Source organism: Chloroflexus sp. (assembly GCF_049970315.1).
Lineage (GTDB): Bacteria > Chloroflexota > Chloroflexia > Chloroflexales > Chloroflexaceae > Chloroflexus.
In genome coordinates this window covers 17,426-38,357 of sequence record NZ_JBMFNE010000001.1, presented here as the reverse complement: position 1 = coordinate 38,357, position 20,932 = coordinate 17,426, and the positions used below count along the sequence as shown (strand labels likewise).

The window sequence follows — 20,932 nt, the reverse complement described above, 5'->3', positions numbered from 1 at the left end:
GCGTTGAAACCGAATACTGTGTCGTGAAAGGAATGTCCTATGGAGCGAACGGTTGGCGAGGTGATGCACGTCGGTGTATTGACTTGCAAGCGCGAGACTCCCATTCAAGATGTTGCCCGTCAGATGTCAGAGCAAGATGTGAGTGCGCTGGTCGTTGTTGATGATGAGGGGTACATGGTTGGCTTGGTGTCGCGCACCGATCTAGTCAATGCACGTCTGTACGAGCAGTATTGGAAGCATTGGCGCGGCTTAACCGCCGGCCATATCATGATTACCGATGTGGTTTCGGTAACACCCAAAGACACGCTCCAGCATGCCAGTCGCCTCATGATGGAGCGACGCATCCATCGGGTCGTAGTGGTTGAACCGGGTGAGAAGGGGCTTCGCCCAATTGGGGTGCTTTCGGTGACAGATGTGGTGCGTGATATTGCCAATGAGTAACTGCAACGCTGGCGGGGCGGTGTTTTGATTCGTCCCGCCTAATGTAGGTAATCGCGGATTTGTCCGATCCACAACGTGAGTCCTTGTCCCCAGATTGCTACGAGCCAAGCCACTACCATAACCTTCCCTAACCTACCCTGTTCCGCAATGCGGTCAAAGGCAATGCCCGCCGTGATGCAGAGGGCCGGGTAGAGGAAGAGTGCCCAACGAATCCCTTGATCGGCTATCAGCAAGAGCGCAAGGCTGCTGAGAGTGCTCCCCCACCATGCGCCGAGCAGCCAGCGGAGACTGCTGACCGTCGGGGTTGTGGCGCGCCACAGGAGCCAGCATCCGACCAGATTGGCAAGCGCTAATCCTACTGGAATCGGCAAGCTACGCCGTTGAGGTGGTTGAAGCCCAAGCAAGGCGCCGGTTGTGTCGGTGATAATCTGGAGCAGTGGTTGCCCGCCATTCGCCCCCTGGCTACTTCGATTGATGACCAATTCAAGGTACGGTGGGGCGGTGTACATAATCATCAGGGCCAGTGCTAACCCACCGGCAGCAGCAACGAAGAGGCGCAACGGCGAGACGATGGTTGACGGCTGTCGCCATGCCAGTAGCCACGCCCAGCCAATGAGGGTACCAAAACTCAGGGTAAGGCCAGAATGTGTCATTAGGCCGGCGGCGATTGCTAATGTTAGGCCAACCAGTGCGCGTCGATCGCTGCTTGGCGCTGCTGCTCCTGCACTGAGACCGATCAGGGCCGGTATGAGCAAGGCTTGACCACCTACATTGGCCAATTCACCAATAGATATTGCCTCGAGCGCTTGGGTTGCCACGATGTAGCCAGAAGCGCTGAGTAGCGCTGTACGCTGTTCAAAACCTGCTTGCCTAACCAACCACCAAATCACCAGACAAAACAGACTATCAAGCACTGCCGCTATCACCGTAACCAGCAGTCGTCGGCTAGCAAAATCATCGTTCAGGAGGAGTTGAAATGGTAATGCGATCAGATAAAATCCGGCCGGATATGGGGCGAGGCCACCTCCCGCTTCAGCAGGCAGTCCGGCGGTGAGGAGGACATGACCAATACCAAGGCGTAACAGATTGTTGGCATGAAAACCGACATCACTACTAATGGCGTGTGGATGGAGTAAGCCGGTGAGACGCACAATCACGGCGATAAGGGTGAGCGAGATGGCTTGCCGCCACGCCAGTTGATGTGGCCGGCGCAGCGTGACGATCGCACTGATGGACGTCGCGAGGATGGTCAGCGTAGTGAGGATCGGCATAAGCAGCGCGAATGCCGGTCGTACCAAGCCAATGGCGAAGAGCGCCGCCCCACCTCCGATCGCCAATGCAGTCATGCTCCAGCGTGCCGGCAGACCGACCGTTCCCCCCCACACCAATATTGCTACCAACCATAGCCCAAGCCAACCGAGTTGACCCCAGTCTGGTGGGCGCCAGCCATTGACCGGTTGCACGTGTACTGCGTACAACACAAATCCCAACACACGCGGATCGGTGGCAACCCGTAGCGGTTCGCTCCGCAACGTCAGGTGAACTGCACCATCGGACGGGACGAGGACGGTATAGCGACGAGGAGCAGTTGCCGGAAGTATCAGTTCAAGCGGCGGCCACGTGCCGGCTTGCCAGTGCGTAGCAGTCGGAGCACCATCGGGTCGTCCTCCCTGGGCGCGTACCGTGATCAACCAGTGTCCGCCCCCAAGACCGGGCACGTGGATCACACTTTCCGGTTGGGTCCAGCGGTAGGGGTTGTCGGCACCGGGCAAAGTCCACCACTCCACCGTCGTAGGTGCAGCCGGCTCCGCTGCGTGGACCATCTGTAAAAACGGGGCATCATCTTCACGCCGGTGGCTCGTTGGATCACCGCCGACCGCCAAATGGACTGAGGTCGGTATCTGATACGCCAACCCACAGCCGATCATGATTAGCGTGAGTAATCCCACCATAATCGGCCACGTCTGGCGATATGCTGAACAGATAACGGCTAACAGTGACATAGGTCGGGTGAGTGTCACGATTTTCCGCTACCCCACGTAATCACGATCACCCCGATCACGATGATTAATGCCCCCACGAGCCGCATCCACGAAATTGATTCATTGAGTAGCAGGCGTGACGGAATGAGGATAATCACATAATTCAACGCCAACAGTGGGTAGGCAAACGAGAGATCAACTCGTGAAATCACACCAAGCCAAAAGATGGCACCGCCAAATACGAGTACAAAGCCGAGCACAACACGCCAGTCGGTGAAGGTTGCCCAAAGAATCCGTGGATCGAGCGAAAACGCTCCTACCCGCTCGGTGACGTGGTTGATCCCTATCTTGAGCAACACCTCACCGGTGACGGTCAAAGCACTTGCCGTCAGCAACAAGGTGAGAACTAGCAGCATAGTTCGTACATTGGGTGAATGAGCAAACAACTTCATGATGGTCGCCGGCGCAACACAAAGACTGCGTAATCGCAAATACCCGAACGGAGATGATAGTTTCGCACAATATCAAACCCATCACCGAATATTGCCTGATAGTCGGACTCGAACCGAATATACCCACCACGATCGAGGGCATGCATCAGATGACCAAGAGGGTTTTCATTCGCCGGCGGCGGCGTATCCTCCATTACGAGTATCGTGGCTCCCGGACGCATCACCCGATAGACTTCGTGCATGACTGTGCGAGCCGTTGCATCGGGCAAATGGTGTAATACGCCCAGAATGAGACCGGCATCAAACGTCTGGTCGGCAAATGGTAGTGCTTCGCCGTTTGCTGCCAGATAATGGCCGGGCCGGTGTCGAACGGCAAAGCGCAAGTAGGTAAGCGAAGGATCAATGCCAACGTAGCGACGTGCCGGAAAATCGCCGGCAAATTCGCCGGTACCACATCCGAGATCGAGAAACCAGCGTTGATCACCTCGCCATGGCCGTAATTCGCGGGCGATTGCCATATGCTCGCCGGTAAAACCGGCTTCCACCAGCCAGCGCAGTCGATTCCAAAGGGTTGGAGTCGTACTTAAGCGGTCAAGAACAGGGTTGAGCATGCGTAGTGTCCACCGTGTATTTGCAATGGTTGTATCCAGACGACCTATTTATGTTCTTGGCCGGATCCATCACTGCGATGATGGTCGATCTGGGCTAGGGCCACGATTGATAATCCAAACGGTAATCTGCCGCCATGCGCAAGATATGCCGCTTCAAGCTGCATCGGTAAGCGAAGTGCGGCGTTGATTGGAGGCGAAGGTAATGCCATCGCCGATTCGCCGGTATTGGCCGGCAACACGCGCTCGAACAAGCGGATGGCTGCCGAGAGTGGGAAGAGGATGGTCAGTGCGTAGGTCAACTGTTCGATGACAAAGCCATTCGCTTGTAATAATCGGGTCACTTCACCGGCCGTATACCGATGACGGGTATGTACTTGGCGGTCATGATGCGAACGTAACCACTCATACGCCGGTAACCTGAGGAGCAGCCGGCCATTGGGACGTAATACGCGCCGTACTTCAGCCAACGCTTGCCGCTCGTCAATGACCGCACGATGGTACAACACATCGAATGATGTGACAAGGTCGAAGCTCTGGTCGGCGAAAGGTAAGTGCAATACTGAGCCACGCACTAATCGTCCCGGAATCCGTTCCCGCGCCAGTGCAATCGCCGCTACCGCCAGATCGAGTCCGACAACGGTACCGTAGCGTTGGAGAAAGAGTGCATCGCCGCCGGTACCACAACCGGCATCGAGAATGCGGAGGTCGCGTCTACCGGCAAAAACGCGATTGAGCAAAGCGGCATTGATCGCTCGCATCCCGCCGTACCACCAATGTTGCAGCTCGACTGCTGCCATTGTTGTGTATTCGTTTGGTTCCATACGTGAGGTGATTGCACGGCGATGTCGTTCCCGACAGCCGCTCCCTTCTGGAGATGTACTTGTTCGCCGGTAACCCTACGTTCGTTACCACCGCGCGGACTATACCAGATGGCGGGCAAGCTGGCAAGTAACTATCCTTATCGCTACTGTGCTCATAGCGTGTTTGCACCTGTTTTTACGCCGAATCTACGCTAATCGCCATCGTCTGGTATTCGCTGTGATCATCGTGTGTCAAAACAGCTCATCCGTCTGCCCGATCGGTGAGCGTAGGCGACCGAGTTCATGACACTCAACCACGATCTCGTCACCGGCGCGCAGCCATGGGCCTTCATCACCGTAGTGATCGAGAAGACAACCACCGGTCGCGACTCCACTGATCAATACCTCACCCGGGTAGAGGGTTGTATCGCGGCTCGCGAATGCAATCAGTTCACCAAATGAAAACCGCATGAGAGCGGTGTTACACTGCCCAATCTCACGCCCATTCAGCAACAGTCGAAGGGTCAACATCAGCCGACCATCGTCGTCGCGGTAGCATTCTACTTCATCAGGTGTTACCAGCCATGGTCCCAATGAGGTACCAACATCACGCGGACGTAGAGCAGCTTGCACCGGATCGCGGATAGTCCACGCATTGACGAGAACATACCCGGCGATGTAGGCATCAGCTTCATCGGGAGGAATATCACGACCGACCTGCCCGATCACGCACCCTAGTGCCATTCCGCAATCAAGTGGGCCGCTCATCGGTAATGGGATAGGATTGTCGGGGCCATAGATCGCGGTGTGATTAGCAAAGCGGAATGCCGGCCAGCGTTGGTCACCTACCCAATAGCCGGCTGCTCGGCGTAGGGCAGTCGTTGGTTCATCGACAAGCGTATCAAATTCACGCAGCGACAGCGCCTGTGGTAATGGGGCAACAAGGCGTACTTGAGTCGCCGGCAACACCAATGCCGTCTCGCCAATGGTTAGACCGGCCTGCCACGCAAATTCGGTCAGTGGTGCTTCTGCCGGCTCTTCACCAGCCATCACATTCACAACCGCCTGCACAATATCGGTAGCCGTAGCGATAGTAACCTCAGGGTGATCACCACGAAGAAGGGTGAGCATGTCCCAAGGTGCTGCGGCTGTTTCTTCACTCACCAGTGCTGCTGCCGCCGCTAGATCGATAATTGCCTCACCGAGCAAAACGCCGGTGCGGGCTGTAGTTTCTGCAGGCGGAATGAAACTTACCAGTCGCACGGATGTCTCCCGTTTTCAATATAAGTGCAACAATGACGCCGATAGACGGGGTGCCGTCCTATTATACTCTTTGCAGTCTGCTGCACAGTAAGGTGTATCTGAGTCTATCTCCATAGCGGTGATATTTCCTCTAGGCAAGATGTAACTGGTATGCTAATATATTGCATATAGACAATTCTTGTATATCACAATAAAAACGATATGGAGTACTTGCTTTATGGAGTATGAACTGACGAAACAACGCACCCTTAGCCGTCTTGATCAGTATATTGTGCTCTACTGGCTGATTTCGTTAGTCATCGGCATCCCACTCCTCGGTGATTGGCTCCGTAGTTGGAATGTGCCGGTTACTCTCAGCAATCCCTTGTTTGTCGCCTTTCTGCTCATCAGTTTTGCGTTCAGTCAAGTGTTATATGTCATGGTCGCCCGCCATGATGGTCGTCCATTTTTGGTAGGGCCGACGGTAATCTTTAGTATTGGCAATGGTGTGATCGAGACCTTTGCGTTTGCGACCGTCTATCGGATCGGGGCGTGGATCGGTGATGGGCTGGCAGCGCAATTTTGGCCTAGTCTGGTTGGTTCACTCGGTTTTGCGGTTGGATTTACCGCGTTTGTGATTTATGGCGGTGTTATCCATGGGATGTTTTGGTTGCAACAACTCCCACCCCATCTCGATGACACGCCACGGTCAATGCGGATACGCAAACTGCGACCTCTTGCTGAGATGGCGCTTGTGTTGGGCTGGAGCCTCTGTTTGTATTTATATAAGGATATTTGGACGGTCATTTTTATCCATATTTTGGTCGATCTTGGTTTGATGTTGCGGGTACGACCACCGGTCTTTCTCGGTGCAAGCCGACGCTCTGATCAGGCGCTTGATTAGTGTTGTGTACGGACTAGGTTTGATACCCGTTGTATAGATGCTGCCGGCGACGGTTAGTGTGCGCGCACCGCCGATGGAGAAGCCGCAACCGGGTGGAGGTTAGTAGTTCCATCCGTGTTGGAGTTACATCTAATACAAAACCACATTCGAGGAAGCGGTTAATGTTACGGCATCTCTACGGGTATGCGGTTCAGACGGAGGCGAACTGTTGCTCCTAACCAAATATCTTCATGAGCGACATATGTAGGTGTATGGGGTCGTAGCCGTTGTCGTACTGGTCCACTGAACACGCCCGCCGGACTGGCGAGATCGACAATCTGCGCTGTCTGCTCACTCAAAATAATCTGCGCGTGACGTGGCGCGATGTCCGCTGCGATCACGATCAGGTGGCAAGCCGGATCACTGCCGACAGTGAGTAAACTGGCGGCGAGCGTGATTGTCCGTTCACCTTCTTCATCACAAATCTGGGCTTGCCAGCGTGCAGTGGTGGGTACCACTGAGGGTTGGCGAGGTGCTGCACGCGGCATTCTGAGTAGCCGAAGGCTGAGCCATCCAGTAACGGTGATACCAATGATGACAAGGCCGCTGAGCCATTGTACAGATCCCGCTGCAACGATCAGCGCGGCTTGTTGACCACACCCGTATACCGTTGCTGAAGCCGGTAGTGAGCCGGTAAATTGTACCCGCCAGCGATGGTGGCCCGAGGCAGTAATTGTTTGTGGATGCTGCGGTGGTGCCGTCTCTGTCCAAACGCGGATGTCGTGCGGTGAATAGTGGCAACCGACCAACAGCGCCCATGCAACCGGTGAGATTCGTTCAACACCGAGAATGAAAGGAAGGGGCGATGCAGATGGTACCGACGGCGGGAACATGGCAGCGGTGAGAGTCGGCCAGCTTACCAGTAGTACCAGCAGACATAAGACAAGGTTACGGTGACCCATAACGCTCTCCTCAATACGGGTAGTGCTCTCTTCATGTACACCGTATGAGGAGCGTAAAAGTTGCGCGATGACGCAATAGTTGTTAGTCGTTCATTCGTTGGTGGTGGGCATCAAGCGCAGCGCGATGTTATTGCAAGGATAGGCGAATCAGAACGTCTTGTGGTGAGCGTGCCGTATTGAATGTGGGAATGCCGGCAACATCGATCACCACCAGCTTGATGCGACGCGAACTAACAACTTCGAGCAGTCGTTGCGTTAGTTTCGACGTGCGTTCACTATCGATGTGGCCGACGATCGGTGCGAGCATCACATCTTGACCAATCTCGACAGTTGGCGTCTCGAGTGATTGCACGAGATCGCGTGGGGGCGAGGCATGCCTCGCCCCTGTGTTGCGCATTAAGGCGGGCGCGTGCGGCTTCGGCTGTAGCCTGATGCGCCAATCGTTCTAACCGCTGCACAAGTATGTTAAACGGTACGATGATCAGTAGTGCGATTGCGGGGTAGAGGAAGATTGAGCCGGCCCATTCTTCAATCGAATCTTGTACGGTTACAACGTCGGTGAACGCCAAACCGACGTTACCGGAGATGTAGAGCGCTGCTGCAATGACCAATGTGATGAACGAGATCGCTAAGGTGATGATCCCACCACGGAGGCCAAAATAGCCTAGCGCCAGTACGATGACACCAATCCAGAGTAAGCGACCACTACCGACTAACCCAAAGAAGATGAGCAGAAAGGTGGAGCTTGCACCGAGGACGCTCAGCATAAGGATCGCCCGTATGTTCAGGCTAAGTTGCCGAAGGGCTGCTGCACCAACAACAAGCCCGTAAGTGAGCGCGTAAACGGTAATGTACGGCCAGGCACGATGACCCAGGGTGAGGTAATCTGACCACGATCCGATGATTAGTGCTAACCCACCAAACACAGCGAGGACCTATAAGAGGTTATTGAGAATCTGTAGGCGCCATTGGGTGATGAGGCTGGTCGCATTCATTGATTGGTCAGTGGACGATGGTTGAGACACGCTAATCACTCCAAAAATTGATTACATCTGCAATTATAACATTGCTACAACGGATGGTGCCTCGGCCTGAGAGATTGGTAAACAGACGAGGATACCATCACGGAGTTGCAGCATGATCTGGTTACCGTGTACCATCACAGGAACCGCGAGTTGTTCACCGACACGATAATCGATCGCGTCGCCAATCGTAGCCGTCTGACCATTGGCAGCAACGTAGGTGAAAGGTTGCCCCCATTCGGCAATGGCACGCACGAAAGCGTAAGCTTGCACTACCGACCATGCCGTAGTGAAGTGTAAATCGGTGGCTTGTGGCGCTGGGTAGGTGCTACCGCCGGTAGCTTGCGGTTGCGGCTGCCACGTCGATGTTGCCAGATCGGTTAGTACGGCCGGGAGTAAGTGTGCCGCGCGTTGTCCGGCCACCGTCTCGATCACACTCAGTCGTTCGCCGAAAGGAAGATCAAACCATGCTTGACGCACAATTGGGCCGTGGTCAAAGGCTGCATCCATCAGATGCCACGTGATCGCAGTACGCTGCCAACCCAACCGCAAGGCCCAAAAGAGTGGTTCTGGCCCGCGCAGTTCTGGCAACGGAGAGGGGTGCATATTGAGAAAACCTAGCCGTGGTATCGTGAGCAGTGGTGGACGAATGCGCCACGGCCAGCACACGACGACGGCTAGATCAACCCGTTGTTGCTCCAATTGTGCGGCTAATGCGGTCATACCGTCACGGCTGACGGCGAAGCGAGGGACGTTAGCTTGTGCTGCGCGTGAACATAGCGTGATCGGTGTTACGATCTCTTGACGGGGAATTGGCGATGTCGGCGGCAGGATGGTAAGCGCCGGCATACCCGGTGGCGCCGGATGAACCAAGCCCACAATTTCTACCGGCAGCTTGGTGAGCCTGTGCCATACTGTCCATGCTAATGGCCCTGGTATAGCAAAAAAGACAATTCGCATGCTCATGCTTTTCTTTCAGGTATAATGGAATAGATACCGCCGATTGAAAAAGTGAAAGAAGAGCCTATGCCTCGTATGGTACATTGTGTGAAGCTTGGTCGCGAACTACCCGGTCTTGAACGCCCACCCTTCCCCGGCCCACTCGGTCAGCGGATTTACGAGCAGGTCTCGGCGCAGGCATGGCAGATGTGGCCGCAACAGGCGACACTGATCATTAATCATTACGGTCTTAGCTTGGGCGATCCAAATGCGCAGCAGATTCTGATGAAGGCCATGGAAGAATTCTTCTTCGGCGAACATGCGCAGGTGCCTGAAGGGTGGACGCCACCAACCGCTGCCCCGGCCAAGGGTGGACCACGCCGTAAGTAATTACATCCGTGCTTCGGTCAATTCAATTGACGGCACGATTGTAAACTGCAATTGGGCGTGGGCCGTGCGCAACGCTGCTTCGACCGTTGTCGGATCAGGGCCATGGGCAAAGATAAAACCGAGATAACTATCGCCCTCCGGCAGCGGCGTCAAGGGGTAGTGGAGTGGGGCGGTGATCTCTACCGCCTCAATTCCGGGAATTGCTTGCGCTGCTTCAATACCGGTAACTCCGCGCAAGATGCCGGCTTGTGGGATGGGGATCATCATCACACCCCCCGCCTGACTGGCTCGGCTGAGTGACTCGATTGGCAAGCCAATCGCTTGGCGCAAGATCAACTCTTCGAGCGATGCGTCGATGCCAAAGCGCAAGGTGCGCGAACATAAGCCGCCGATACTGCGATTAGCCAGCTCGATCATCCATGGCCCGCGCTCGTTGATGCGTAATTCGGCATGCAGCGGCCCCTGTTCGAGACCGACAGCCTGTGCCGCTGCTGCCGTTACCGCACAAATCGCCGCCTGGATCTCTGTTGGTAACCGCGATGGTGTAACGTAGATCGTCTCCTCAAAGAATGGCCCGTCAAGCGGATCGGGTTTGTCGAAGAGAGCCAAAACCTGCACTTGCCCACGGTTGATCAAGCCTTCCAGGGCTACCTCAAAGCCCGGGATAAACTCTTCGACCAAAAACTGGTGGGGTTGCGGACCTTCAATGCGGTCGAGTAATGCGGCTAAGCGCCGCACGGCAGCATAAAACTGATCAGGGTTATCGGCCCGCATCACTCCACGACTACCGTTAAGCCGCAGCGGTTTCACAACGCATGGGAAGGAAACAGATTGGGCTACTGTCGTGAGATCATCGGCAGTGGTACAGAGGCGAAACGTGGGTGACGGTACACCGGCGCGGGCAAAGAGTTGTCGCATCAGATGCTTGTCACGGGCTGCGGCCGCCGCTTCAGGTCGGTTGAACGGTAGCCCAAGTTCGGTACAGGCGATGGCCGCTAATTCGACCCCACTGTCATCGACCGGGATAATTGCGGTCAGCGGTTGCACGGTGTGGAGGTCGCGAATTGCACGCAGTGCTGCCGATTGGTCGGTAAAGTCGATGGGCAACCGGCCTGGTCGTGGGCGGGCGAGCGCTGCCGGCGTATCCTCAGCAATCGTTGTGTATGCACCGATGCGCTCGGCGGCGGCGAGGAATGCAGGCAACCGATACGACGAAGGGGTTGTAAGCAACAGCAGGTGCGGATGCATACCAGGCCTCTACAAGAAACTGGCAATTGATTGGTGGCTGACCGGTTCGGCACAACAGTACCACGGCTCGCTGAGGTATGGACCAGGTGGCAGCGGTGGAATCGTGGCGGGACGTGGCCCTGGTCCGAGGACCTGATCGCACAGATCGAGGAGGTGACGGTAGAAATCGCCGCGTGCAGCTCCGTACTGCTCACTACGCTGCGCAAGATTCAGCACTGCCTGCTGCAATGCATCCATTGCTGGATCGGGATGTTGCCACGGATAAACCAGCGCTGTAGGATCGAACGGTTCGACGATGGCCCGCACTTCCGGCAAGGTCAGCAACCGTGACCCAGCGGGAATGAGCAGACGCAAACCGTACTGCACCGGAGCGACGCTCTCGATCAGGCCTAGATCGGCGATGCCCAGTAACAGATCGCGATAGACTTGGCGCGTTGTCCATGGCGTAAACGCCACAAACGTTGCGTTCAGGGCAATATCGTTCGCCCGCAGCAAAGCGATAGCTTGGGCAATATCGGCGCGGGTGTGGCGTTTATCAAAACGGTCAAGGATCGTGTCATCGAGCGATTCAAGCGCACTCACCACCAGCACACAACCTGTCGCACGCAATTCAGGCAACAAATGAGCGTAGCGCAGAATATGTTCAACCTTAATCGTAACGTCGTAGGTCAGGTCGGGAAACTCGGTATGCATCGCCCGCACAATTGGCAAGATATGACCAGGTCCATTGAGAAAATCGGGATCGCCGAACGTGATATGGCGAGCACCGGCAGCTACCTGAGCGCGAATATCGGCCAAAACCGTCTCACGTGGGACAACGCGGAACCGACCATTGTAAATCGGCACGACCGGGCAGTGCCGGCAGAGATGTTTACAACCGCGCGTTGTTTCGGTATAGCCGGCAAGTCGCGCCTCGCCGTTCATGATCAGTTTAGCGTAGCGGTTGAGCGGTGGTAAGTCACTACGGTCGGGAGGGATTAGATCGAGTCGATTGAGCACAATCGCGTTGCCCGTGGGTGGCCGTTCACCGGCAGAGAGCCGTTGCCAGATCGACGTTAGCAGCTCTTCCACTTCACCACCCAAACAGCAATCAGCGCCGGCATCACGTAGGATTGCCGCATTGAGCGGTGCATACAAGCCGTAACAGACGATAAATGCTTGCGGTGTAGCGGCCCGTAGGCGTGGTAACAGTGACAATGCCAAGCGAGTCGCGGTATGCATCGGTACTGAGATCGCGATCAGTCCGGCATCGGCGACTTGCTCCGAGGTCAACGGTGTGAGGCTAGCATCAATACACGTCACATGCGCCCCGGCTCGTCGTAGCCATGCTGCCGGCGAGGCTAAGCTGAGTGGTTGATGACCGAGTTCGTAGGTCGAGATAAGTAAGACGTTCATGTTCTATATTGTACCCCAAAGCGGTTGGACGGTTGCGGTTATTGCAAAGACGCGACGTGGGTCAAGCAGGGGGTTGGCGGTGTCCGTTAGGGCGGTTGGGGTGGCATATAACGCAAAGACGCGACGTGGGTCAAGCAGGGGGTTGGCGGTGTCCGCTAGGGCGGTTGGGGTGGCATATAACGCAAAGACGCGACGTGGGCCAAGACACCGATGGAACACAGGGGATAAAGTGCGGAGATTATACGTAACACTTGTAGAGGGTCAATGCATTGACCCTCTATACACCTAGCTACCCAGTATCTTGGATGCTTCAGTAGTTAATCGCCCATCACCTCTTGCAACGCCGGTGCAATCTGGCGCTTGTGGAGGTCCTCCGGTTTAACGCGATGCACATTCCACACCAAACCGAGTTTTTCGAGGCCACGGATAATATAAGCCGAGATGTCGATCTGCCACCAACGCAAACCGTGGAAAGCTGAGCGCGGGAAGGCGTGATGGTTATTGTGCCAGCCCTCGCCGAATGCGAGTAATCCGACGATAAAATTGTTGCGGCTAGCATCACGTGTGTTGAAGTCGCGGCGACCAAACGTATGACAGATCGAGTTAACACTCCATGTGATGTGGTGGGTCAGGAAAATCCGTACCAATCCCCCCCAGATCAACCCACTCCAGCCGGCAATGAGGGTTGGGATAATAATACCCAGCGCGGCCCATAGCCACCACGTTTTCGTTACCCACACGATGGTCGGATCCTTCGTCAGCCATTTGCCGTACATCTCGATATTGTGTTTGTGGGTGAAGAGCCAACCTACATGTGAATGCCATAGGCCTTCGAGTGGGCTGTGTGGATCATCTTCATCATCGGAGTGGGCATGATGCTGAATATGGGTCGAGGCCCACGATGTTGGATCACCTTCGAGAGCCATACATCCCATAATCAATAAGAGCGCCTTCAGCGGACGGCTCGTCTCGAAACTTTTGTGTGTGAGCATTCGGTGAAAACCGATGGTAATGCCTAGTCCTGATATGACGTACAGCGTGAGCATGAGGGTCACATCGAGCCAATCAACGTATTGTTGCCAGAGCATGACCATCGCGTAAATGGTGCCCAAAAAAGGGAGGACGACGATCAACAAGACGACAAATTTTTCGAGCGGCGATTTTTCGAGTTTGGGTTCGGTGCCAGGAACGGTGCGAGCCATAACAAAACACTCCTTAATGTTGTGGGGTATTGGTGTCGGCTAACAAAATTGTTTTGCCTATCACAAGAATAGGGGTACAGAGGGAGCGTGCGAAGTAGCCGGTGGCTAATCTTCGGTCACGATATGAGGAGGAGAGAGGATGACAATAGTCATAGGTCGGTCGATTTGCAATCTTTGCTAACCTATGGTATACTTCAAGCGTGTTGAGGGGTTGGCCCCATCGTCTAGCGGCCCAGGACGCCACCCTCTCAAGGTGGAGATCGCGGGTTCGAATCCCGCTGGGGTCACCAACGGGCCCGTCGTCTAGCGGTTAGGATGCCACCCTGTCAAGGTGGAGGTCGCGGGTTCGAATCCCGTCGGGCCCGCCAAAAAGGCGGAAATAATACCAGCCTGTAACTACCGGCTGGTATTATTTTTGGGTCTAGCATACGTTGGATCACCTGACTGGGCGTTGCCGTCGGTTGGTTATGGCTGCGCAAATACCGTCATTGCAGCCCGCAACTGAACATCTCCAGACTCAGCAAGTTCGGCAGCGCTCAGGTTACGCACTTCCGATGGCCAAAGGATCGGTACATCGGGTGGCTGTGCCACGACCCGATCCGGTTCGATCCCCTTACCACGAATTTGGCGCCCCGACGGTGTGCGCCACTCTTGTGTTCCTAAGAGCAATTGGGCGCCGTTACGGAGGCGGAACGGTGTCAAGACCGTACCGGTACCTACCGTCGTTTCTCCGATCAACACCGCCCGTCCGGCATCTTGTAATGCCCCGGCTAAAATCTCGGCAGCGCTCGCCGACCCGCCATTGATCAGGACGACGAGCGGTATATCTTGGGCAATCCCTGCTGTGTGCGTCTTAGAAATGTGCTGTGTGCCATCACGGTTACGCTCGATGAGTACCGGTGTCTCGGCGGGCAAGAACTCTCCGGCAATCGTCAATAACGTGCTGAGTAATCCACCGGGGTTATTGCGTAAATCGAGGATGATCCCCCTGATGCCCGCCGCCTGCGCTTCAGTTAAGGCCTTACGCAACCCACTGGCTGCCTGCTCATCGAACGAAGTGATGCGAATCAGGGCAATCTGATCGGGCAACATTGCCCATGTTACACTCTGGGCAGTGATCTTCGCGCGGGTAATGGTAAAGCGTAACACTTCGTCATTCGCCCGCACGACTTCAAGGGTAACCGGTGTTCCCGTCGGGCCACGGATGCGTGCGACCAACTGTTCAATTGTCCAGTCCTCAACTGAGGTGCCATCGACCGTTACGATCCGGTCACCGGCACGTAAACCGGAAGTTGCTGCCGGCGATCCCTCAATGAGGTCTAAAACGAGTAACGCGCCGTTCCGTTGCCCAACGTAAATACCGATGCCCTCAAACGAGCCGGTAAGCGACTCTTGCCATTGCGCTGCTTCTGCAGCCGTCAAGAAACGGGTATGACCTTCATCACCCAATGTCGCCAGCATGCCATCAATAGCCCCTTCGAGCATGCGGTTAGGCTCGGCGGCAGCAGGATCAACATACCGTTCGCGGGCCAGTTGCCACACATCCCAAAAGACGGCAAAATCGGTGCAAACCGCAGCGGTTTCGGGGCAAGCACTGATGGTGTGAGGGCGGTTGAGCCAGATTCCCAACCAGACCCCACTACCCATGCCGCCGATGAGGGTGATCAGCAACACCGGCGTGATCAACCAGAGCGGGAGACGAAATTGTAAGAAGCGGATTAGGGCAGGCATAGCGTTATCTACGTCTCCGAACTAGATTAGGTGGTCTACATCCCCTGCCGAATCTGACGCACCGTTTCACTGTTAAGGCGCTGGATCAGCGCTAAGAGGAGCTGCACCGTTTGCTCAATGTCACGGCGGTGAACAATCGCTGATGCTGAATGGATGTAGCGCGCCGGTGGACCGATCACCACGGTTGGTACGCCCTTGCCAAAGATGTGCATCCGGCCACCATCAGTACCACCACCGGGCATCAGATCGAACTGGAGCGGGATACCCTCTTCAGCAGCGACATCGATCACCAGATGGCGGAGTGTCGCGTGTGCGATCAGTGATCCGTCGATCAAGAGTAATGCCGGACCTTGTCCCAGACGGCTCATCGCGTCATCGGGGCCAACCCCTGGTGTGTCGCCGGCGATAGCGGTATCGATGGCAATCCCGATGTCGGGTTGAATCGTATAGGTGGTGGTTGCGGCGCCACGTAAACCAACCTCTTCTTGCACATTTCCAACCCCGAAGACGATATTGGGGTGGGTGACGCCTACTAATCTGCGCAGGGTTTCGACGACAATCGCACAGCCGACACGGTTATCGATCGCTTTGGCCATCAGTAAATCGGGATTGCGCATTGGGGTAAGTGGACCGACCGGCACTACCGGATCACCGGGTCGTACTCCCCACGCAACTACTTCATCACGCGACGTGGCCCCAATGTCGATGTACATTGTTTTCTTGTCAACCAAGCGGCTGCGTTCGTCGTTGCTCAAAATGTGTGGGGGTTTGGCCCCGATCACGCCGATAATAGGACCGTTCCGACCAATCACCTCGACCCGCATGCCCAGCAGCACATGATCCCACCAGCCGCCCAGCGGTTGAAACTTGAGAAAGCCATCGTCGGTGATGCGGGTCACGAGTAGTCCGATCTCGTCAAGATGAGCAGCGAGTGCCACCCGCGGGCCGTCGGGGTTACCTGTGCGGTGTGCGATGATGCTACCTAGATAATCGATCTCGATCTCGCTGATCGGTTCAAGGTAGCGGCGCATCACCTCTCGTACCGCCCCTTCATAACCGGAGGGGCCGGGTGCAGCAATGAGATCGTCAAAGAGTTGCAGCATTGCGTCCACAGACAGTTCCTTCTGTTCATGAGCGAGCAGCAGCTAGTTGCTGATGTACCCATTGCTCGGCAGTGGCACGGTCGGTCACCGTACCGTCGAGGGTAGCCGCACGCAGATCGCGCAGCAGGCGGCCTAATTGTGGCCCCGGTGCAACGCCCATGGCTTGCAGATCGTCACCGGTGAGTGGTGGGCGCAGCGGACGCCATTCGCGCAGATAGCGTGCGGTTAGGGATGCCGTCGATGTTGTTGCAGCGTAGTGTAGCACAACAATTGTGGCCGTACTATAGCTATGCAACAGTGCGTCAAGCCGACTAGGACTGAGGGTTGTGGTAATGCTTGGTGCAAGTGAACGTAGCCGGCTCAGTTCGATCAATAAGCGCCGGAACGGCGTAGGCAGATGGTAGCGTTGCAGGATAGCCTGTAGATCGCCTTCGCTCAGATCGTAAAGTAATAAGCCGGCGATCACCAGTTCAGCCGGAGCCAGGTCGGCAATCCCAGCTTCATCATATCGGTAGCGCGCCAGTCGTTCCGCCAGCGCCGACGACCAGTGTAAGCCGGGGATGATGTGCGCGGTCACCTGCCATCGATCGGCCAGGGCCACGACTGCTGCTGGGTCGGGTTCGCTGAGAGTAAGGCATAATTCCGTTTGGATGCGTTCCGGCGTCAGGAGTGCGAGATAGCCGTTGGTAAGGGCAGTTTTCATCTGAGCAGCAGTCGCCGGTTCGGGAATGAGATGGAGGCGGGCTGCTAAGCGGGCACCTCGCAGAATCCGAGTCGGATCATCGCGCAGACTAAGGTCGTGGAGAAGACGTAGCCGGCGCGCAGCGAGATCAACAGCACCGCCGAGCGGATCGAAGAGGGGCATCGGCAACAACCGGCCATCGTCGGCTACAAGCCGGATCGCCATTGCGTTGATGCTGAAATCGCGGCGGGCGAGATCGGCGGTGAGGCATGCCGGTTGAACAACCGGTAACACAGCAGGTTGCGGATAATATTCGGTGCGCGTCTGGGCTAAATCAATTGTCCAGCGATCAACGGCGAGGGTGGCAGTGCCAAACGTCGGATGGCGGGCGGTGATCGTGCCGCCCCATGTCGTGGCCAATAGGGGAGCTAAACGATTGACATCACCTTCAACTGCGAGATCGATGTCACGTCCGATCGGTAGCTCAAGCAGCAGATCACGCACGACACCACCAACTAACCAAAGGGTGGCATCGACGGTAGCAGCTAGTTCGGCGGCGTGGGCGAGGATGTGCTGCAACGATGGCTCAAGCCGGTTGGTCAGATAATCCATAGGTTGCTTGACAGCGTGGGCATTCAATGATACGATAATGCACGCATGGGCGATTAGCTCAGTTGGTTAGAGCGCCACGTTGACATCGTGGAGGTCAGTGGTTCGAATCCACTATCGCCCACCATCTTTCTCCTTCACTTTCCATTGTATCACGCCTCATCATCACTATCGCGCGTTATAGTAAACCTCTTGCATGATAAAATAAATGAAGAACAAATCTCCGCTCGTCATATTTAGCGTCGGAATATTTTTATCTCCACTTTGTTTCCTGTTGTCGCAAGTCTTCTGCCAGTTACTACCGTCCTCCCTTGGATTGGTGCATTGGATGTATTTATTGCACTAATCGTTGTCAGTTTATTGGCAATCGCTACAAAACAGGCTCGTGGCAAAATTAGCGAGACCGTTAAATATACCAGTTCTAATTCTAATGTCTGTCAATCTTTAGCAGGGATTCCGTTATTGCTATTAGCGATATACTTCATGTTTGGAAATAAAATCCATTGGGAGATTTTACTTCCTGGTCTCGCATGGAGAGCATGGGTGCTTCTTTATTCTATTCCTTCAATGGTTGTTCTTTGGAAAAGTAAATAGAAAAATCACAATTCAAGATATTAGGTTAAGGTCTTCTGATAATTATTGCTAGAGATACGGTTGTTTGTAAATGTTTTGATGTGCTAATAATGATATTTGATTTACACATCGAGTCTTGTGTCCATTGAAAACGCCCAACAAAGTGTGCACCTGACTGGCGAGATTCTGCGGTATTTTCGGGCTTTACCGAAACCCAAACAGAATCCTGCTCCTGGAGTTTTATCTCGTCCCGCCCCACCACCACGAACACAAACCGTTCGCCGCAAGGTGATCGAACCCTGAAAAGGAACATGAACGCCGGGGCAGATGGGCGGTATCGCCTGTCGTGGGGTATCGCCTGAGCAGGCCGCTTGCGGACGATAGACGGGATGGGCGGGGCGTCTTGCCTGGTGAGTCCACCCGTGGCTCATCCTGCGGGTAACCGGCTTGGGCCGCGGTTCGCCCGCCGAGCGAAGGGGAGTGTCCGCTGCCGGGCGGATTCTCAGTCCCTGGGGTGGACCTGCGGGTGGCAACGGTCACGTGCCCGTTGGGTCTTTGCCTGGCGTGGGGAGGGAAGGTTGGCGGGTGTTGAGGTGGTAGCGCTTTACCTGCTGTTGTGCTACAACATTGGCAGATGTGATGGTTGTTGGTGCTTTGCCAGCAGAAAAAGGTATGTGAAGGCGGTGGTGTGTTGTTCCAGTCAGTGGGGTGCGCCCAACAAGTGCTTGCAGGCCGATCGCCTGTAGCGTGGGGATGTGGGCACGAGGGGCGTAAGTTTGGTAGTAGTTTACAGGTGTTGGCGTCTTGCGTATCACGGCGGCGGCTGAAGCACGGGCCGTTGACTGGCTCTTTGCGAGATTATAGAAACAGGAGATTTAGATTCATGGCATACAAACGACAAGCGGGCAAATCCACTCGTGAGATAGCAGCTCAACGTCGCAAATCTGCCTTGTAGATTGCAGGTATTGGAATTGGCATACTTAATCGTAGTAGTTTTATTTGTAAACAATGCACAGGCTTTCGGAATTGGCGGTGTTGGCATCCTTGCGCTCCTTGTTTTTATGCGCGTTTTTAGTGACTTCATCGTAGGGCAAGTGGACAGGAAAATAAAAATGGAAAAGCGAGCCATTGGCGGGGCAAAAGCCGAAGAGAAAGTTGGTGAACTAGTAGACGAGTGATCCGATGATGAATATGTCGTTTTGAATGACATTGAAAGCCCGTATGGAAACATCGATCACGTTCTTATTAGAAAAACTGTGGAATATTTTTGCTTGAAACGAAAGCGCATGGCGGCAAAGTAGAAACAGATGGAGAAACTCTTTTCGTGAATAGAAAATTACCTAAAAAGAACTTCGTTGCTCAAGCATTTCAAAACTCGTATTGGTTATGCGATAAGATAAGCAAGATAATCGGTTCAAAACCCTAGGTAACACCTATTATTGTGTTTACGAACACTTTTGTATAATCTACCAAGCCAGTAAAAGATGTCTATGTGATGAATAAAAAGCATCTATTGCCGTTGGTGCGCAAGACAAACAGGAACGACCCCATTTTGAACAAAATCTGGGAAGCCAGGGAAAAATTGCCGGTGAATTGTTGAGAAACCGGTGAGTCTTTCAACCAACGTCAGCCAACACCGTTTGCAGGCGGACACATTCGCTTCGCTCAGTGCAGGCAGCAGCTTCGTCGCTTCAGGATATGCGCCGCGAGCTAGCAAAATGGTTTTGGGGCGAAAGTGTCTTGCCTGCACCGCCGCTGCCGCGGAAACCAACCGTTCGCACGCGGTTCTCTTCCAGTCGCTTCATTTCAAGCCGATGTTTGGCGTGCACAGATGGCATCCAACGATGCAGGATTGAGACACAAACCTCTCATCGTAATAATTGGTTTCATTGCCTCGTGCATGGAGAGCATTCCTGACATTCACCAACACCCATCGTTCGTATTAATACCCGTAGTTCAGTCAACATTTTCTCCACCTCAACCAACACCCACGCCAGAGAGTTTCCACACAACAGCAGTGGGGTTTCGGTCAACGGTAGGCAATGTACTTATAGACGCCAGAGATGGCTGAGTGCAGGCTGATTTCTGGTCTCCTACACGCACTCTTATACCAGGATATAATGAAGGAGCAGTGATGTTTGAACCTGGTCTCAAAGTTGAAGTTATGGGTGCTGCTGGTAATGGCTAGAAATATGCCGGCCACCGGACGCGAGAGCAAAAACTTTATCCACCTTCGAAATCAGAGAGTGTTTTCAAGGCGCTCATTGATAAGGTTAATGAAAGCAATGAGCACATCTATGGAAGGCTTGAAGCAGCCGCAGGCCGCGCTCGTCACAATGAAGAACACGGGTGGTCGTTTATCAACCAATGTCTGAGAGATGAATATCTCTAACATAGACTGGAAGCTGTTATTGTTTTGGGAGAGATTCCAAACGATACATCCTGCCAACTGTTATGCCGCGTTCTGACCGATAATCAGCAGCATCCTGAAATTCGCGCCGGAGCTGCTTGGGCGCTCGGTGAACTTCACAACAGCTTGGCTCTGAGTGTTCTGATCGTATAGTTTTTCTGCCGTAGATAAAGGTATTTGCCTCGAGGCTGCCAGGGCTCTCGCGAAATTGGCCTCACGTTTTACTGGGAAGATCTTGGATGAGTTTCCTCGGGC

The 20,932-nt window shown here is 54.6% G+C and carries 20 protein-coding genes and 3 tRNA genes; 8 read left to right on the top strand and 15 right to left on the bottom strand.

Features of this window, described 5'->3' with window-relative positions; genetic code table 11:
• The first annotated feature begins 39 nt into the window (after nucleotides 1-39).
• The gene (locus ACP5OT_RS00160) at nucleotides 40-441 is read left to right on the top strand and encodes a CBS domain-containing protein (protein ID WP_424675410.1); all 402 of its coding nucleotides are present in this window, start codon (nucleotides 40-42) and stop codon (nucleotides 439-441) included.
• 38 nt (nucleotides 442-479) lie between these two features.
• Here ACP5OT_RS00160 and ACP5OT_RS00155 read toward each other — a convergent pair whose 3' ends face one another.
• The 5 genes from ACP5OT_RS00155 to ACP5OT_RS00135 form a co-directional block, all read right to left on the bottom strand.
• Nucleotides 480-2,462, bottom strand: a complete 1,983-nt coding sequence (locus ACP5OT_RS00155; protein WP_424675409.1) for a hypothetical protein — start codon at nucleotides 2,460-2,462, stop codon at nucleotides 480-482.
• Nucleotides 2,459-2,839, bottom strand: coding sequence for an EamA family transporter (locus tag ACP5OT_RS00150; protein WP_424675408.1), 381 nt, complete (start codon nucleotides 2,837-2,839; stop codon nucleotides 2,459-2,461). Before ACP5OT_RS00150 ends, ACP5OT_RS00155 begins: the two co-directional genes overlap by 4 nt.
• A gap of 32 nt (nucleotides 2,840-2,871) precedes the next feature.
• A complete protein-coding gene (locus ACP5OT_RS00145) occupies nucleotides 2,872-3,486 on the bottom strand; it encodes a class I SAM-dependent methyltransferase (protein WP_424675407.1) in 615 nt (204 codons plus the stop codon).
• Between the two features lie 44 nt (nucleotides 3,487-3,530).
• On the bottom strand, nucleotides 3,531-4,283 hold the full coding sequence (locus ACP5OT_RS00140; RefSeq protein ID WP_428131020.1) for a class I SAM-dependent methyltransferase: 753 nt from the start codon (nucleotides 4,281-4,283) through the stop codon (nucleotides 3,531-3,533).
• Nucleotides 4,284-4,538: 255 nt separating this feature from the next.
• On the bottom strand, nucleotides 4,539-5,549 hold the full coding sequence (locus ACP5OT_RS00135; RefSeq protein WP_424675405.1) for a fumarylacetoacetate hydrolase family protein: 1,011 nt from the start codon (nucleotides 5,547-5,549) through the stop codon (nucleotides 4,539-4,541).
• A 217-nt stretch (nucleotides 5,550-5,766) separates the two neighbouring features.
• On the opposite strand from ACP5OT_RS00135, the gene ACP5OT_RS00130 reads away from it, so the two are divergent.
• Nucleotides 5,767-6,432 carry a hypothetical protein gene (locus ACP5OT_RS00130; RefSeq protein ID WP_428131017.1) on the top strand — a complete coding sequence of 222 codons (666 nt, stop codon included), beginning with the start codon at nucleotides 5,767-5,769 and terminating at the stop codon, nucleotides 6,430-6,432.
• Between the two features lie 164 nt (nucleotides 6,433-6,596).
• Here the strand turns inward: ACP5OT_RS00130 and ACP5OT_RS00125 are convergent, their stop codons facing one another.
• The 4 genes from ACP5OT_RS00125 to ACP5OT_RS00110 all read right to left on the bottom strand — a co-directional run bounded on the left by ACP5OT_RS00125 (nucleotide 6,597) and on the right by ACP5OT_RS00110 (nucleotide 9,361).
• Entirely contained in the window at nucleotides 6,597-7,373 is a 777-nt protein-coding gene (locus ACP5OT_RS00125) for an FHA domain-containing protein (RefSeq protein WP_424675403.1), read from the bottom strand.
• A gap of 127 nt (nucleotides 7,374-7,500) precedes the next feature.
• Entirely contained in the window at nucleotides 7,501-7,680 is a 180-nt protein-coding gene (locus tag ACP5OT_RS00120) for a hypothetical protein (protein ID WP_424675402.1), read from the bottom strand.
• Complete coding sequence (locus ACP5OT_RS00115) at nucleotides 7,649-8,299, bottom strand: hypothetical protein (RefSeq protein WP_424675401.1); 651 nt, start codon at nucleotides 8,297-8,299, stop codon at nucleotides 7,649-7,651. Before ACP5OT_RS00115 ends, ACP5OT_RS00120 begins: the two co-directional genes overlap by 32 nt.
• 132 nt (nucleotides 8,300-8,431) lie before the next feature.
• Entirely contained in the window at nucleotides 8,432-9,361 is a 930-nt protein-coding gene (locus ACP5OT_RS00110) for a formyltransferase family protein (protein WP_424675400.1), read from the bottom strand.
• Nucleotides 9,362-9,421: 60 nt separating this feature from the next.
• On the opposite strand from ACP5OT_RS00110, the gene ACP5OT_RS00105 reads away from it, so the two are divergent.
• Nucleotides 9,422-9,724 carry an oxidative damage protection protein gene (locus ACP5OT_RS00105; RefSeq protein ID WP_424675399.1) on the top strand — a complete coding sequence of 101 codons (303 nt, stop codon included), beginning with the start codon at nucleotides 9,422-9,424 and terminating at the stop codon, nucleotides 9,722-9,724.
• Here ACP5OT_RS00105 and ACP5OT_RS00100 read toward each other — a convergent pair whose 3' ends face one another.
• The 3 genes from ACP5OT_RS00100 to ACP5OT_RS00090 form a co-directional block, all read right to left on the bottom strand.
• Nucleotides 9,725-10,972: an ATP-grasp domain-containing protein gene (locus ACP5OT_RS00100; protein WP_424675398.1), complete on the bottom strand. Its 1,248-nt coding sequence runs from the start codon at nucleotides 10,970-10,972 to the stop codon at nucleotides 9,725-9,727. It lies immediately after the preceding gene.
• Nucleotides 10,973-10,981: 9 nt separating this feature from the next.
• Nucleotides 10,982-12,367: a CUAEP/CCAEP-tail radical SAM (seleno)protein gene (locus ACP5OT_RS00095; protein ID WP_428112697.1), complete on the bottom strand. Its 1,386-nt coding sequence runs from the start codon at nucleotides 12,365-12,367 to the stop codon at nucleotides 10,982-10,984.
• Nucleotides 12,368-12,684: 317 nt separating this feature from the next.
• Complete coding sequence (locus ACP5OT_RS00090; RefSeq protein ID WP_424675396.1) at nucleotides 12,685-13,569, bottom strand: acyl-CoA desaturase; 885 nt, start codon at nucleotides 13,567-13,569, stop codon at nucleotides 12,685-12,687.
• Nucleotides 13,570-13,782: 213 nt separating this feature from the next.
• Between ACP5OT_RS00090 and ACP5OT_RS00085 the strand changes: the two genes are divergently transcribed.
• Both ACP5OT_RS00085 and ACP5OT_RS00080 read left to right on the top strand, forming a co-directional pair.
• Nucleotides 13,783-13,859, top strand: a tRNA-Glu gene (locus tag ACP5OT_RS00085).
• A 2-nt stretch (nucleotides 13,860-13,861) separates the two neighbouring features.
• Nucleotides 13,862-13,937, top strand: a tRNA-Asp gene (locus tag ACP5OT_RS00080).
• A gap of 97 nt (nucleotides 13,938-14,034) precedes the next feature.
• Here ACP5OT_RS00080 and ACP5OT_RS00075 read toward each other — a convergent pair.
• The 3 genes from ACP5OT_RS00075 to ACP5OT_RS00065 are packed head-to-tail and all read right to left on the bottom strand — an operon-like array spanning nucleotide 14,035 to nucleotide 17,697.
• Entirely contained in the window at nucleotides 14,035-15,300 is a 1,266-nt protein-coding gene (locus ACP5OT_RS00075; RefSeq protein ID WP_424675395.1) for a S41 family peptidase, read from the bottom strand.
• Nucleotides 15,301-15,335: 35 nt separating this feature from the next.
• Complete coding sequence (locus ACP5OT_RS00070; protein WP_428131015.1) at nucleotides 15,336-16,412, bottom strand: M42 family metallopeptidase; 1,077 nt, start codon at nucleotides 16,410-16,412, stop codon at nucleotides 15,336-15,338.
• 16 nt (nucleotides 16,413-16,428) lie between these two features.
• A complete protein-coding gene (locus ACP5OT_RS00065) occupies nucleotides 16,429-17,697 on the bottom strand; it encodes a CCA tRNA nucleotidyltransferase (RefSeq protein WP_424675393.1) in 1,269 nt (422 codons plus the stop codon).
• 47 nt (nucleotides 17,698-17,744) lie between these two features.
• Here ACP5OT_RS00065 and ACP5OT_RS00060 point away from each other — a divergent pair.
• The 3 genes from ACP5OT_RS00060 (at nucleotide 17,745) to ACP5OT_RS00050 (ending at nucleotide 20,830) form a co-directional block, all read left to right on the top strand.
• A tRNA-Val gene (locus tag ACP5OT_RS00060) sits at nucleotides 17,745-17,821 on the top strand.
• A 1,417-nt stretch (nucleotides 17,822-19,238) separates the two neighbouring features.
• Nucleotides 19,239-19,445 (top strand): hypothetical protein, encoded by a 207-nt coding sequence (locus tag ACP5OT_RS00055; protein ID WP_424675392.1) that lies wholly within the window; start codon nucleotides 19,239-19,241, stop codon nucleotides 19,443-19,445.
• Between the two features lie 1,220 nt (nucleotides 19,446-20,665).
• Entirely contained in the window at nucleotides 20,666-20,830 is a 165-nt protein-coding gene (locus ACP5OT_RS00050; RefSeq protein WP_424675432.1) for a HEAT repeat domain-containing protein, read from the top strand.
• Nucleotides 20,831-20,932: the final 102 nt, after the last annotated feature.

Bases quoted from the DNA above. Each gene is read 5' to 3' on its own strand.
- ACP5OT_RS00160 (WP_424675410.1), top strand. From the start codon at position 40: ATGGAGCGAACGGTTGGCGAGGTGATGCACGTCGGTGTATTGACTTGC.
- ACP5OT_RS00150 (WP_424675408.1), bottom strand. From the start codon at position 2,839: ATGCTGCTAGTTCTCACCTTGTTGCTGACGGCAAGTGCTTTGACCGTC.
- ACP5OT_RS00145 (WP_424675407.1), bottom strand. From the start codon at position 3,486: ATGCTCAACCCTGTTCTTGACCGCTTAAGTACGACTCCAACCCTTTGG.
- ACP5OT_RS00140 (WP_428131020.1), bottom strand. From the start codon at position 4,283: ATGGCAGCAGTCGAGCTGCAACATTGGTGGTACGGCGGGATGCGAGCG.
- ACP5OT_RS00130 (WP_428131017.1), top strand. From the start codon at position 5,767: ATGGAGTATGAACTGACGAAACAACGCACCCTTAGCCGTCTTGATCAG.
- ACP5OT_RS00125 (WP_424675403.1), bottom strand. From the start codon at position 7,373: ATGGGTCACCGTAACCTTGTCTTATGTCTGCTGGTACTACTGGTAAGC.
- ACP5OT_RS00120 (WP_424675402.1), bottom strand. From the start codon at position 7,680: ATGCTCGCACCGATCGTCGGCCACATCGATAGTGAACGCACGTCGAAA.
- ACP5OT_RS00110 (WP_424675400.1), bottom strand. From the start codon at position 9,361: ATGAGCATGCGAATTGTCTTTTTTGCTATACCAGGGCCATTAGCATGG.
- ACP5OT_RS00105 (WP_424675399.1), top strand. From the start codon at position 9,422: ATGCCTCGTATGGTACATTGTGTGAAGCTTGGTCGCGAACTACCCGGT.
- ACP5OT_RS00100 (WP_424675398.1), bottom strand. From the start codon at position 10,972: ATGCATCCGCACCTGCTGTTGCTTACAACCCCTTCGTCGTATCGGTTG.
- ACP5OT_RS00095 (WP_428112697.1), bottom strand. From the start codon at position 12,367: ATGAACGTCTTACTTATCTCGACCTACGAACTCGGTCATCAACCACTC.
- ACP5OT_RS00090 (WP_424675396.1), bottom strand. From the start codon at position 13,569: ATGGCTCGCACCGTTCCTGGCACCGAACCCAAACTCGAAAAATCGCCG.
- ACP5OT_RS00075 (WP_424675395.1), bottom strand. From the start codon at position 15,300: ATGCCTGCCCTAATCCGCTTCTTACAATTTCGTCTCCCGCTCTGGTTG.
- ACP5OT_RS00065 (WP_424675393.1), bottom strand. From the start codon at position 17,697: ATGGATTATCTGACCAACCGGCTTGAGCCATCGTTGCAGCACATCCTC.